Source organism: Grimontia sp. NTOU-MAR1, from assembly GCF_035758505.1.
Taxonomy (GTDB): domain Bacteria; phylum Pseudomonadota; class Gammaproteobacteria; order Enterobacterales; family Vibrionaceae; genus Enterovibrio; species Enterovibrio marinus.
On sequence record NZ_CP142108.1, the window covers coordinates 3,057,114 to 3,069,651 of the forward strand.

At 50.0% G+C, this 12,538-nt stretch carries 11 protein-coding genes and 7 tRNA genes; all 18 read left to right on the plus strand.

The genetic code is table 11. The features are described 5' to 3' along the window. The first annotated feature begins 70 nt into the window (after nucleotides 1–70). On the plus strand, nucleotides 71–568 hold the full coding sequence (gene pncC / locus VP504_RS14245) for a nicotinamide-nucleotide amidase (RefSeq protein ID WP_325891754.1): 498 nt from the start codon (nucleotides 71–73) through the stop codon (nucleotides 566–568). A 113-nt stretch (nucleotides 569–681) separates the two neighbouring features. Next, nucleotides 682–1,725, plus strand: a complete 1,044-nt coding sequence (gene recA, locus VP504_RS14250; RefSeq protein ID WP_325891755.1) for a recombinase RecA — start codon at nucleotides 682–684, stop codon at nucleotides 1,723–1,725. Between the two features lie 29 nt (nucleotides 1,726–1,754). Further along, on the plus strand, nucleotides 1,755–2,174 hold the full coding sequence (locus tag VP504_RS14255; RefSeq protein ID WP_325891756.1) for a regulatory protein RecX: 420 nt from the start codon (nucleotides 1,755–1,757) through the stop codon (nucleotides 2,172–2,174). A gap of 155 nt (nucleotides 2,175–2,329) precedes the next feature. Further along, nucleotides 2,330–4,912 (plus strand): alanine--tRNA ligase, encoded by a 2,583-nt coding sequence (gene alaS, locus VP504_RS14260; RefSeq protein ID WP_325891757.1) that lies wholly within the window; start codon nucleotides 2,330–2,332, stop codon nucleotides 4,910–4,912. Between the two features lie 657 nt (nucleotides 4,913–5,569). Beyond that, the gene (csrA, locus tag VP504_RS14265) at nucleotides 5,570–5,767 is read left to right on the plus strand and encodes a carbon storage regulator CsrA (protein ID WP_325891758.1); all 198 of its coding nucleotides are present in this window, start codon (nucleotides 5,570–5,572) and stop codon (nucleotides 5,765–5,767) included. Between the two features lie 278 nt (nucleotides 5,768–6,045). Next, nucleotides 6,046–6,138: transfer RNA gene (locus VP504_RS14270), tRNA-Ser, on the plus strand. Nucleotides 6,139–6,150: 12 nt separating this feature from the next. Next, nucleotides 6,151–6,227: transfer RNA gene (locus VP504_RS14275), tRNA-Arg, on the plus strand. A 47-nt stretch (nucleotides 6,228–6,274) separates the two neighbouring features. Then, nucleotides 6,275–6,351, plus strand: a tRNA-Arg gene (locus VP504_RS14280). A gap of 10 nt (nucleotides 6,352–6,361) precedes the next feature. Further along, nucleotides 6,362–6,454: transfer RNA gene (locus tag VP504_RS14285), tRNA-Ser, on the plus strand. A 16-nt stretch (nucleotides 6,455–6,470) separates the two neighbouring features. Next, nucleotides 6,471–6,547: transfer RNA gene (locus tag VP504_RS14290), tRNA-Arg, on the plus strand. 98 nt (nucleotides 6,548–6,645) lie between these two features. Then, a tRNA-Arg gene (locus VP504_RS14295) sits at nucleotides 6,646–6,722 on the plus strand. 45 nt (nucleotides 6,723–6,767) lie between these two features. Continuing rightward, nucleotides 6,768–6,844 (plus strand) — tRNA-Arg (locus VP504_RS14300). Between the two features lie 436 nt (nucleotides 6,845–7,280). Then, entirely contained in the window at nucleotides 7,281–7,526 is a 246-nt protein-coding gene (locus tag VP504_RS14305; RefSeq protein ID WP_325891760.1) for an oxaloacetate decarboxylase subunit gamma, read from the plus strand. Nucleotides 7,527–7,563: 37 nt separating this feature from the next. Beyond that, nucleotides 7,564–9,348 carry a sodium-extruding oxaloacetate decarboxylase subunit alpha gene (gene oadA, locus VP504_RS14310; RefSeq protein WP_325891761.1) on the plus strand — a complete coding sequence of 595 codons (1,785 nt, stop codon included), beginning with the start codon at nucleotides 7,564–7,566 and terminating at the stop codon, nucleotides 9,346–9,348. Nucleotides 9,349–9,358: 10 nt separating this feature from the next. Continuing rightward, nucleotides 9,359–10,489, plus strand: a complete 1,131-nt coding sequence (locus tag VP504_RS14315; protein WP_165018790.1) for a sodium ion-translocating decarboxylase subunit beta — start codon at nucleotides 9,359–9,361, stop codon at nucleotides 10,487–10,489. A 103-nt stretch (nucleotides 10,490–10,592) separates the two neighbouring features. Then, the gene (locus VP504_RS14320) at nucleotides 10,593–11,525 is read left to right on the plus strand and encodes an NADP-dependent oxidoreductase (protein WP_325891762.1); all 933 of its coding nucleotides are present in this window, start codon (nucleotides 10,593–10,595) and stop codon (nucleotides 11,523–11,525) included. A gap of 2 nt (nucleotides 11,526–11,527) precedes the next feature. Further along, nucleotides 11,528–12,115, plus strand: a complete 588-nt coding sequence (yqaB, locus tag VP504_RS14325; RefSeq protein WP_325891763.1) for a fructose-1-phosphate/6-phosphogluconate phosphatase — start codon at nucleotides 11,528–11,530, stop codon at nucleotides 12,113–12,115. Further along, entirely contained in the window at nucleotides 12,102–12,533 is a 432-nt protein-coding gene (locus VP504_RS14330; protein ID WP_325891764.1) for a YqaA family protein, read from the plus strand. Before yqaB ends, VP504_RS14330 begins: the two co-directional genes overlap by 14 nt. Nucleotides 12,534–12,538: the final 5 nt, after the last annotated feature.

Here is a 12,538-nt window from a genome sequence, read left to right on the forward strand (position 1 = left end):
CGTGAATCGCGATGAATGGGTAAAGTATCGATCTCGCGATGAAGTAAAAACAAGGCCGTAAGAGGATATCATGGAGCAACTCGTTAAGCTCGCAACACAAATTGGCGAAAGACTGAAAGCATCGAACCAGACAGTGACCACGGCAGAATCCTGCACAGGAGGCGGTATCTCCTATGTACTGACCGAAGTGGCTGGGAGCTCAGCATGGTTTGAGCGCGCTTTTGTCACTTATAGCAACGATGCGAAACGTGAATTGGTCGGTGTGGCAACAGATACGCTGGTGGATCACGGTGCTGTCAGTGAAGAGGTCGTAGCGGAAATGGCGGCAGGCGCACTGAAAGAAGCGAATGCTGACTTTGCTCTTGCGGTTAGTGGTATTGCCGGTCCCACTGGCGGCAGCGAAGAAAAGCCTGTCGGCATGGTGTGTTTTGGCTGGGCAACCTGTAAAGGCACTGTGACCGAAACTTGTTTGTTCGAAGGTAACAGGCGTGAAATCCGTCACAACACCATCGCACATAGTCTGTGTCGCTTACTCTCTTATTTGGACAGCGAAAAACCGGAGCAGTAACACGAAAAGCGAAGAAAAATTTTATACAGGGCTAGACACTGTATAAATGGACAGTATACTTAGCATCAATTAAACAGTTATCTGAGCGATTATTGCTTCCGTTGGAGAATCAAATGGACGACAACAAACAGAAGGCGTTAGCCGCAGCCCTGGGACAGATCGAAAAACAATTCGGTAAAGGTTCGATCATGCGTCTGGGTGATGACCGCACGATGGACATTGAAACCGTTTCTACCGGCTCTCTGTCTTTGGATATCGCGCTGGGTTCAGGCGGTCTGCCATACGGCCGTATTGTTGAAATCTATGGTCCTGAGTCTTCAGGTAAAACCACTCTGACACTGCAAGTTATCGCGGAAGCGCAAAAGCAAGGCAAAACCTGTGCGTTCATCGATGCGGAGCACGCGCTGGATCCTGTATATGCACGCAAACTGCATGTCGACATCGACAACCTGCTGGTGTCTCAGCCAGACACCGGTGAGCAGGCGCTGGAAATTGCTGATGCATTGACGCGTTCAGGTGCGGTTGACGTGATCATCATTGACTCCGTTGCAGCACTGACGCCGAAAGCAGAAATTGAAGGTGAGATGGGTGACTCTCACATGGGTCTGCAGGCACGTATGCTTTCTCAGGCGATGCGTAAACTGACGGCGAACATCAAAAACAGCAACACCCTGATGATTTTCATCAACCAAATCCGTATGAAGATTGGTGTTATGTTCGGTAACCCGGAAACCACTACTGGTGGTAATGCACTGAAATTCTATGCTTCTGTTCGTCTTGATATCCGTCGTATCGGCTCTATCAAAGAAGGCGATGAAGTCGTGGGTAACGATACCCGCGTGAAAGTCGTGAAAAACAAAATTGCCGCACCGTTTAAACAGGCTGAATTCCAAATCATGTACGGTGAAGGTATCAACCTCTACGGTGAGCTGATTGACCTAGGTGTGAAACACAAGTTGGTTGAGAAAGCAGGGGCATGGTACAGCTACAACGGCGATAAGATCGGCCAGGGTAAAGCAAACGCATGTCGATTTTTGAAAGAGAATTCAGAAATCGCGAAAGAATTGGATAAGACTCTGCGCGATATGCTGCTGCAAACTGGCCAGCCACAAGCAGAGAACAACGACGCTGAGTTGCCTGAAGAGGAAGCGTTCTGAATTTAACTGCAAAAGAATTGGCGGTGGGCATGCTGTCCCGCCGTGACCATTCTGAACTAGAGCTGCGTCAGAAACTGGCGCAGCGACAGTGCCCTCCTGAAGAAATCGATGCCGCAATAGAACATTGTCTTTTCCACCATTGGCTGGATGACAAACGTTTTGCCGAAATGCTGCTTCGCCATGGCGCCTCGAAAGGTCATGGTTGGCAACGTATCTGCTTTGACGCTAAACGAAAGGGAATCAATACGTCATTGCTGGAAATTGCACAGGAAAACCAACAACATGATTGGTTTGAGCTGGCAAAAGATCTGGCCAAACGCCGTTTCGGTAATTACGACGGCACCTTACCGACGGTAGATTTCAAGCAACGAGCCAAATGGACTCGCTACCTTCAAAGTCGCGGTTTCAGCTTCGATCAAATCAGCTACGCCCTCTCGAAAGACGACTAAAACCCAGCGATTGCAGGCATAGTCTGCGATCTATCTTGTTTATGCCTCTTTTCGCAATTGGTCAGGTTGTTTACAATGTCGGCCAATTGACTCTGATCACGTCGCCTGTTACGCGACGCAGTGATTACTACAACTCCAATTTTCAGGATTAGCCAATGTACATGAGCACCGACGAGATCCGCCGCGCGTTTCTCGAATTCTTTGAAAGCAAAGGGCACACTATCGTGCCTAGCTCATCGCTCGTGCCTGCCAACGACCCAACGCTGTTGTTCACAAACGCAGGTATGAACCAGTTTAAAGATTGCTTCCTAGGCCTAGAAAAACGCGCCTATACCCGAGCGACAACAGCGCAGCGCTGTGTACGAGCAGGTGGTAAGCATAATGACCTGGAAAACGTAGGCTTCACTGCCCGTCACCATACTTTCTTCGAAATGCTGGGTAACTTCAGCTTCGGTGATTACTTCAAAGAAGATGCCATCGCCTTTGCGTGGGAATTCTTGACTGAAGTACTGCAACTGCCAAAAGACCGCCTGATGGTGACGGTTTATGAAACAGACGACGAAGCGTTCGCGCTGTGGAACGACAAAATCGGCATCCCAGCTGACCGTATCGTTCGCATTGGCGACAAGAAAGGTGGTAAACCATACGAGTCAGATAACTTCTGGCAGATGGGTGACACTGGCCCTTGTGGTCCATGTACAGAAATTTTCTACGATCACGGCGACCATATCTGGGGTGGTCCTCCAGGTTCTCCAGAAGAGGACGGCGACCGCTTCATTGAAATTTGGAATAACGTATTCATGCAGTACAACCGTCATGCCGATGGCACGATGGAACCTCTGCCTAAGCCTTCCGTTGATACTGGTATGGGCATCGAGCGTATCGCTGCGATCATGCAGGGCGTTCACTCAAACTATGAAATTGACATCTTCCAAACCCTGATCAAATCAGCAGCGGAAGTGATTGGCTACGAAGACCTATCTAATCAGTCTCTGCGTGTTGTGGCTGACCATATCCGTTCATGTGCATTCCTGATTGTTGATGGCGTCATGCCTTCAAACGAAGGTCGTGGCTACGTGCTGCGTCGTATTATTCGTCGTGCAGTTCGTCACGGTAACAAGCTGGGCGCAACAGGCTCTTACTTCTACAAGCTGGTTGGCCCTCTGGCAGAGATCATGGGTACCGCTGGTGAAGAGCTGAAGAACCAGCAAGCAATGGTTGAGAAAGTGCTGAAGATTGAAGAAGAAAACTTCGGTCGCACACTGGATCGCGGCATGGCAATTCTGAACGATGCTTTGGAAGCGCTGGATGGCAAAGTGTTGGACGGTGAAACTGTCTTCAAACTTTATGATACCTACGGCTTCCCTGCTGACCTGACTAATGACGTTGCACGTGAGCGTGGCTTCACTATTGATGAAGAAGGCTTTGAGTCAGCGATGGAAGAGCAGCGTCAACGCGCGCGTGACGCAGGCCAGTTTGGTACTGACTACAATTCTGTGATCAAAACTGAAGGTAACTCTGAGTTCACTGGTTACGGTGCGACCGAAGGCAAAGGCCTGATCACTGATATCTTTGTCGATGGTATGGCGTCTGAGACGCTTGCAATGGCAGACGAAGCTGTGATCATCGTGGACCAAACACCGTTTTATGCAGAATCAGGCGGCCAGTGCGGTGATGCAGGCTTACTGATGACAGATGCGGGCAAGTTCGAAGTTATCGATACCCAAAAATACGGCGCGGCTATTGGTCTTCGCGGTAAGTTGGTTGATGGCATGCTGAGCGTTGGTGACAACGTGGAAGCAAAAGTGAATGCGGAACGTCGTCAAGCGATTGCACTGAACCACTCTGCGACGCACTTGCTTCACGAAGCGCTGCGCATCGTATTGGGAGAGCACGTTCAGCAGAAAGGTTCTTTGGTTCGTGCTGAAGGCCTGCGTTTTGACTTCTCTCACCTTGAGGCGATGAAACCAGAAGAGCTGCGCGCCGTTGAGAAATTGGTGAACGAACAAATTCGTCGTAACCACGACGTGTCTACTGAAATCATGGACATCGAAGCGGCAAAAGCGAAAGGTGCAATGGCACTGTTCGGCGAGAAGTACGACGACAATGTTCGCGTGCTGACTATGGGAGATTTCTCTATCGAACTGTGTGGTGGTACTCACGCCAATCGCACTGGAGATATCGGTATGCTCAAGATCGTTTCTGAAGGCGGTATCGCAGCGGGCGTGCGTCGCATTGAAGCGGTAACTGGTCAAGGCGCAGAGGATGCGTTCTATAGCCAGCAGCAAGAGTTTGCCAAGAAGGTGTCTGAATCTCAGAGCCGTGCGAAATCCCTGGAAAAAGAAATCCAGCAGCTGAAAGAAAAACTGGCGGCTCAGGAAAGCGCAAGCCTGATCAACAAAGTACAGGATATCAACGGTATCAAAGTACTGATCAGCAAGCTGGACGGCGCGGATAACAAAGCATTGCGTACCATGGTTGATGATTTGAAAAACCAAATGGGTAGCGGTGTGGTGTTCCTGGGTAATGTGTCTGACGACAAAGTTGGCCTGATTGCTGGTGTCACCAAAGATCTGACAGGCAAAGTGAAAGCGGGTGAGCTGGTCAACATGGTTGCACAGCAAGTAGGCGGTAAAGGCGGTGGGCGTCCAGATATGGCGCAAGCGGGCGGCTCTGATACTGCTGCACTGCCTTCTGCTTTGGAAACCGTTGCACCTTGGTTGACAGAGCGTCTGTAAGCCGTAAGCAAAATAGCCACTCGATGTGAAGAAAGGCTTCCTTCCATAGGAAGCCTTTCTTTTATGTATATATATACCCAAACAACCTGACGATGCTCGCAATTAGGCCCTCCCTTCTGGCGAGTTGACTGACACCGAGCTCTTTGTTTTTACTTTTAGATGGAGGTGACGACACCTAGAAAGAAAAGCAGCGATCACAACGCCAGTCAAACTCGCTGAATCCGGCATATTTAGGTTGCTTGGGGATAGAGTTTATTCTTTGCACTTTTTTTGCAACTCTGTATAGTGCATCGCCTTAATGTGTGTGGCTATGAATTTATCCGCTGCATTCACCTGATTTTGCGCCGGTAGGATGAACTTTTTCTGCCTTGCGGTATCTGACAACGTGATCTTCTGGGCATAGGGGTCACAATGTCTGGATTCGGTATACGAAATCTCATTGGTTAACTGGAGTTAGCTAGAGAAATAAGCCATATTGAAAGGCCGGACGGGCGCTTGTAGAACATAGCAGGCGCACGTAAAGGATGCTCGCAAGGAAGGAAAGTAGTTGGAAGTCCATCTCGGAGCTTGCGCTGCCGTGTGAGTTTACCTCGTGCAGTTAGAAGACCAAACAGACTCAACGAATAAGAAAGTTGTAAATACTCAAGGAGTAGAAGAATGCTGATTTTGACTCGTCGCGTAGGTGAAACGCTGATGATTGGTGATGAAGTGACTGTTACCGTGCTGGGCGTAAAAGGTAACCAAGTACGCATTGGTGTTAACGCCCCTAAAGAAGTGTCTGTTCACCGTGAAGAGATCTACATGCGTATACAGGCAGAAAAGGGCAACCCAACCACACCTGGCGGCAACTTCTGAGCACTGCGGTATTTGAGTTTTCAGAAAGGCCGAACATTGACTCGGCCTTTTCTTTACCTAAATACAAATAAACTGGCTACCAGAACGGCCATGATGTCTTTTAGACCGTGATTTTCCTAGGTGTTCAGGTTGTTCATTTAAAACACAATTGGTGGCGATTTTGCCTCGCTAAAGCAGCAAATGGCGGATAAGTGTGCAAACACAACGAGATTGCAGATTTTTCCCGATAAAGTGTTTGACATATTCTTAGCTCAAAGTAATATGTGCCTCCGCAAGATGGTGAGGTGGCCGAGAGGCTGAAGGCGCTCCCCTGCTAAGGGAGTATACGGTTTGTAGCCGTATCGAGGGTTCGAATCCCTCCTTCACCGCCATTCTTGCACTGCGCGTCCGTAGCTCAGCTGGATAGAGTACCTGGCTACGAACCAGGCGGTCGGAGGTTCGAATCCTCCCGGACGCGCCATATTTTTGTTTTTCGGTAGATTCCGAAAAATAAGCCCGAATTGTTGTGCGCTCGTAGCTCAGCTGGATAGAGTACCTGGCTACGAACCAGGCGGTCGGAGGTTCGAATCCTCCCGAGCGCGCCATGATTTGTGCGGTGAGGTGGCCGAGAGGCTGAAGGCGCTCCCCTGCTAAGGGAGTATACGGTTTGTAGCCGTATCGAGGGTTCGAATCCCTCCTTCACCGCCATTTGTAAATTAGTTGCGCGTCCGTAGCTCAGCTGGATAGAGTACCTGGCTACGAACCAGGCGGTCGGAGGTTCGAATCCTCCCGGACGCGCCATTCTAATTTACCCTCTTCAAGGCAATAGCCTTTCCAAGGACGAACCTCCGTTTCCTACGAAGCGCTGGCATCAGGATGGTGCATGAAGTGTCTGTTGCGCGCTCGTAGCTCAGCTGGATAGAGTACCTGGCTACGAACCAGGCGGTCGGAGGTTCGAATCCTCCCGAGCGCGCCATCTCACTTTCACTCAGATTGTTATTTTTATGCAATTAATGCCTGCGCGACCGTAGCTCAGCTGGATAGAGTACCTGGCTACGAACCAGGCGGTCGGAGGTTCGAATCCTCCCGGTCGCGCCATTTTTCTCTGCATTTCTATTCTAAATTTCCGACTAATCTCTCATAGTCTCAAAAAGCTGATTTTTAGCTACGATCCCCCTTTTTACACTTTTATTGCTTTTTCAATGTCCTGCGCATATCAGCAAAGAAATACCCGCTTAATCCGCTGAAAAAACGGGTTTTTACCTGACGATTTTTCTGCAACAAAATGCATCAGATTTTGCATGTTGCCCGTTAACAATGTAGTAACAATTGCGCGTGTTTATTGCGTCAGAGGCCGAAAATGAAGCAAATGATGGGTATTACAGGATTGTCATTATTGCGTTTTGTTAGTATTTTGACCGACAACTTAACTGAGTGAGTAAATTCTCAACAAAATGTAAATCGCGTTTGTTGAGAAAAAGTCGTGCCAAATTTCCGGCGAACGGAATTCGGTAACCTGCAAGGAAGCAAACATATGGATTTGGGTAGTACTCTCCAGCACGCTGCCACGCTCATGCTGACAGGCATGGTGGTAGTTTTTATCTTTCTTACCATCTTGGTCGGTCTGGTCAAGTTGATGTCCCGCTTGGTCCCCGAAGAGTTGCCACCTCAGGCAACCACCACGACCACTCTATCAAATAACAATAATGGTCAAGTGTCAGGGGAAACTATTGCTGCGATTTCTGCGGCAGTACATAAATACCGTAATCGCCAGCGTTAGCTGATGCGAAACATACAATTACAAGGAGTTTTGTCGTATGTCTAAGCCACTCGCTATTACAGACGTTGTCTTACGTGATGCGCACCAATCGCTGTTCGCGACCCGTATGCGTCTTGATGATATGTTACCGATTGCCGCTGCGTTAGATGATGTCGGTTACTGGTCATTGGAAACCTGGGGCGGCGCAACGTTTGACGCCTGTATCCGTTTCTTGGGTGAAGACCCATGGGTTCGTTTGCGTGAGCTGAAAAAAGCGATGCCAAAAACCCCGATGCAAATGCTATTACGTGGCCAGAACCTTCTTGGTTACCGCCATTATGCAGATGACGTGGTAGAGAAATTCGTAGAGCGTGCCCACGCTAACGGTATGGACGTATTCCGTATCTTTGATGCGATGAACGATGTACGTAACTTTGAGAAAGCGGTGAAATCTGCCGTGAACGTTGGTGCACACGCCCAAGGTACCCTTTCTTACACTACCAGCCCTTACCACACTCTGGATACCTGGACTGATTTGGCGAAGCGTCTTGAGGATTTGGGCTGTCATTCTCTGTGTATTAAAGACATGTCTGGCCTGCTCAAGCCTTATGAGGCAGAAGAGCTGATTAAGCGCATCAAAGCTTCTTGTGATATCCCTCTTGCGCTGCACTGTCACGCTACGACTGGTCTTTCTACTGCTACTGCCGTTAAAGCGGTGGAAGCGGGCCTTGATGTGCTGGACACGGCCATTTCTTCGATGAGCCAAACCTACGGCCATACCCCAACCGAAACCGTTGTAGCTATGCTGGAAGGCAACGAGCGTGACACTGGGCTGCAACTCGAGAAAATTGAGCCAATTGCGGCTTACTTCCGCGAAGTACGTAAGAAGTACGCCAAGTTTGAAGGTCAGCTGAAAGGTGTTGATTCCCGAATCCTGATTGCTCAGGTACCGGGCGGCATGTTGACAAACATGGAAGGTCAGCTGAAGGAGCAGGGCGCAGCAGATCGTCTGGATGAAGTGCTGGAAGAGATCCCTCGCGTTCGTGAAGACCTGGGTTATATCCCCCTGGTTACACCAACGTCTCAAATCGTGGGTACCCAGGCGGTCATCAACGTACTGACGGGCGAGCGCTACAAGAGCATCACCAAAGAAACAGCTGGCGTGCTGAAAGGCGAATACGGCGCAGCACCTGCAGAAGTGAACAAAGAACTTCAGGCGCGTGTTCTGGATGGCGGAGAGGCGATTACCTGTCGTCCTGCTGATCTCATTGAATCAGAGCTTCACATTCTAACTGATGAGCTGATTGCTAAGTCGAAAGAGGAAGGCATCTTGCTTGCAGAAGCGCAGGTTGATGATGTTCTGACTTACTCTCTGTTCCCACAGGTTGGTCTGAAGTTCCTGAAAAACCGTGGCAATCCAGATGCCTTTGAGCCAGTACCAGGTACTGAGCCTGAAGTTGCGGCAGCTCCTGCAGCACCTGCTTCTGCGGGCGGCACTGAAGCTTACAGTGTTCAGGTGAACGGACAGGTATACGATGTCGTTGTTGGCCCTCAAGGTGAGCTGACATCTGTGGCACCCTCTGCGGCAGCATCAACTGCGGCACCAGCTCCTGCACCAACGGCAGGCGCATCTGAAGCGGTTGCAGCGCCTCTGGCGGGTAACATCTTCAAAGTGGTTGCAAAACAAGGTCATCAGGTACAGGAAGGCGATGTACTGCTTATTCTGGAAGCAATGAAGATGGAAACAGAAGTTCGCGCAACCCGTGCCGGTATCGTGCAAGATGTGATGGTGAAAGAAGGTGACTCTGTTACCGTTGGTTCACCGCTACTGAGCTTGGCGTAAGAGGAAAATCATGGAAGGTTTGTTAATCCTCTGGAGTGAAACCGGTCTGGCCAACTTTGATTTTGGCCAGCTTGTGATGATCACTGTCGGTTGTTGTCTGCTGTTTTTGGCTATTCGTAAGGGTTTTGAACCCCTGCTTTTGCTGCCGATCGGTTTTGGTGCCATCCTTGCGAATATCCCGAATGCTGGCTTTACCGAGCCGGGTGGCGTGCTGTATTACGTCTACTACGTAGGCATTGAGTCTGGAATCTTCCCACTGCTGATCTTTATGGGTGTGGGTGCGATGACTGACTTTGGTGCATTGATTGCTAACCCTCGTACCCTTTGGCTAGGCGCAGCTGCCCAGTTTGGTATTTTCGCTACCCTGTTTGGTGCCATCTTGCTGAATCTGGTACCAGGGATGGAGTTCTCGCTGGCAGATGCGGCATCTATCGCGATTATCGGTGGTGCGGATGGCCCGACAGCCATCTTCCTGGCCAGTCGCCTGTCTCCAGACTTGCTGGGCGCTATCGCAGTTGCGGCATACAGTTATATGGCGCTGGTGCCAATCATCCAGCCGCCAATCATGAAGCTGCTGACCAACGAGGAAGAGCGTAAGATCGAGATGCAGCAACTGCGTCACGTGTCTAAGACAGAGAAAATCATCTTCCCATTGGCGGTACTGATGATGGCGATTCTGTTCCTACCTTCTGCGACACCGCTGGTTGGTATGTTCTGTCTGGGTAATCTGATGCGTGAATGTGGCGTGGTTGACCGTCTGTCAAACACGGCACAAAACGAGCTGATCAACATCGTGACCATCTTCTTGGGTCTGGCAGTCGGTTCTAAGCTTCAGGCAGAATCATTCCTGAAGTTTGAAACGCTGGGTATTCTGGTGTTGGGTGCGGTCGCGTTCAGTATCGGTACTGCGGCTGGCGTATTGATGGCTAAGCTTTTGAACAAATACAGCAAAGACAACATCAACCCATTGATTGGTGCGGCAGGTGTATCGGCTGTACCTATGGCTGCACGTGTGGTTAACAAGGTGGGTCTTGATTCTAACCCGCATAACTTCCTGTTGATGCACGCAATGGGACCAAACGTCGCAGGCGTATTGGGTTCAGCGGTTGCAGCAGGTGTTCTGCTGGCACTAGTTGGCTAACCCTTTAAAATACGTTCACAAAATAATAAGGCGGAAGGCATTGAGTCTTCCGCCTTTTTTATTAACACTGGAAAAAACGCTGGTGCAGAAAAAGGACGAAACCATGCCACAGAATCTTCAACTTGCCATCACTGCTTTCGGTGAACCGGACACCCTCAAGCTGCAACAAACCGATATCCCAACACCATCTGAAGGCCAGATACTGGTGAGAGTCGCGTTTGCTGGCGTAAACCCAATCGATGCTAAAACCCGAGCAGGTCTTGGTTGGGGCGCAGAGAAAATCAAAGATAGCTTGCCCTGGACGCCTGGCTTTGATGCAGCAGGTGTGGTTGTGCATGATAGCGGACAGTTTAAGGCCGGTGATCGTGTGGTGGGCCGTATTGTCGAGGGTGGAGGGTATGGTCAGTATCTTTGTGCACCTTCTGACGCGCTTTCTTTTGTGCCGGAGGATGTATCTTTGGAGCAAGCCTCAACGCTTCCCGTAGCGGGTCTGACAGCGTTGCAGGCGCTTGAGCTAGTCAATACGGCCAAAGATGACAAAGTGCTGATCCTGGCCGGCGCAGGTGGTGTTGGCCATATTGCCATCCAGTTGGCGAAAGCAAAGGGCGCAGACGTGTTTGCCAGTTGTTCAGCCAAAAATGCAGAGTTTGTTTCTTCGCTGGGAGCCACCGCCCTAGATTATGGAAAAGCACCGCTTGAACAGCAGGTTCAGGATATCGATGTGCTGATTGACCTGATGGGCGGCGATGTTAGCGAAGCGGCACTGGCTTCGGTGAAAGTCGGTGGTCGTGTGGTCACTGTGCCAACTATTACGGCTCCCCGCATTATTGAAGCGGCAGAGCAACGCGGTGTCGTTGCCCAGGGTATGCTGGTGCAGCCGAATGTTGCCCAACTTGATGCGCTGCTAAATGCCGTTTCGGACAAATCGCTTACCATCGAAATCAGTAAAATCTATCCGCTCGAAGACGGTGTTCAGGCACATGTCGATATCCAAAGTGGCAGAACCCGCGGAAAAATCCTTTTGGAGATCAACTAATAATGAGTCGCTATGACAAATACAAAGCGCTAATTTTCGACCTCGATGGCACTCTGCTCGATTCCATGCCTGCGCACTTTGCGGCCTGGCAGCAAACGGCCTCTAACGTTGGGTTTGAGGTAGATGAAAGTTGGTATCACTCCCGTGGTGGCAGTCCAACAATTTTAACCGCTCAAACTCTGGTGAAAGAGTTGGGGCTGGCAATTGAGCCCCAAGCATTGGCTGACCACAAAACACAGTCTTTCAAATACCTGATGGAAGATCATCTTGAGCAACTGCCGTTTGTTGAAGTGGCCAAACACTATGCCGGCAAAAAGCCGATGGCAGTGGGAACAGGAACCTTGACTGACATTGCGACGAGAATGCTGGAGAAATCCGGGCTTCTTCATTTGTTTGATTATGTGGTGGGTGCAGATCAGGTCTCTGCTCACAAACCTGCGCCGGATACGTTTTTGCATTGCGCGCAGCTGATGAAAGTGTCACCGGAAAAATGTCTGGTGTTTGAAGATGCGGTATTTGGTATTGATGCTGCCACTGCAGCAGGTATGGATGTCATAGATGTTCGGGTAACAGACGTTGGATTGGATTAGTGGTGCCTCTGCGCTATGGGTGTTGTTTTCAACCGGCTTTCTCAGCGCAACCTTGCTTCCCGGTGGCTCAGAAGCCAACCTGATTTACCTTCTTAAACAGAGCGACTACGGGATCGCCATACTGGTCATGGTGGCGACTTTGGGTAATACCCTTGGTGGCATGACCAACTATTGGATAGGCCGTTTTATTCCCGCGCGAACCCTTAACCAAAAACACGGTCAAAGAGCCATTAGTTGGTTGCAACGTTACGGTTACTGGACGTTGCTGCTAAGCTGGCTTCCCATTATTGGTGATCCTCTTTGTCTTGCTGCCGGATGGCTGAGACTCAAGCAGCGTTGGTGCTGGATCTTGATTGCGATCGGCAAAGCGCTGCGTTATCTCATTCTGGCGCTGGTCACCCGAGGCCTTCTTTTTTAACGATC

Bases quoted from the DNA above. Each gene is read 5' to 3' on its own strand.
- pncC (WP_325891754.1), top strand. From the start codon at position 71: ATGGAGCAACTCGTTAAGCTCGCAACACAAATTGGCGAAAGACTGAAA.
- recA (WP_325891755.1), top strand. From the start codon at position 682: ATGGACGACAACAAACAGAAGGCGTTAGCCGCAGCCCTGGGACAGATC.
- VP504_RS14255 (WP_325891756.1), top strand. From the start codon at position 1,755: ATGCTGTCCCGCCGTGACCATTCTGAACTAGAGCTGCGTCAGAAACTG.
- alaS (WP_325891757.1), top strand. From the start codon at position 2,330: ATGTACATGAGCACCGACGAGATCCGCCGCGCGTTTCTCGAATTCTTT.
- csrA (WP_325891758.1), top strand. From the start codon at position 5,570: ATGCTGATTTTGACTCGTCGCGTAGGTGAAACGCTGATGATTGGTGAT.
- VP504_RS14305 (WP_325891760.1), top strand. From the start codon at position 7,281: ATGGATTTGGGTAGTACTCTCCAGCACGCTGCCACGCTCATGCTGACA.
- oadA (WP_325891761.1), top strand. From the start codon at position 7,564: ATGTCTAAGCCACTCGCTATTACAGACGTTGTCTTACGTGATGCGCAC.
- VP504_RS14315 (WP_165018790.1), top strand. From the start codon at position 9,359: ATGGAAGGTTTGTTAATCCTCTGGAGTGAAACCGGTCTGGCCAACTTT.
- VP504_RS14320 (WP_325891762.1), top strand. From the start codon at position 10,593: ATGCCACAGAATCTTCAACTTGCCATCACTGCTTTCGGTGAACCGGAC.
- yqaB (WP_325891763.1), top strand. From the start codon at position 11,528: ATGAGTCGCTATGACAAATACAAAGCGCTAATTTTCGACCTCGATGGC.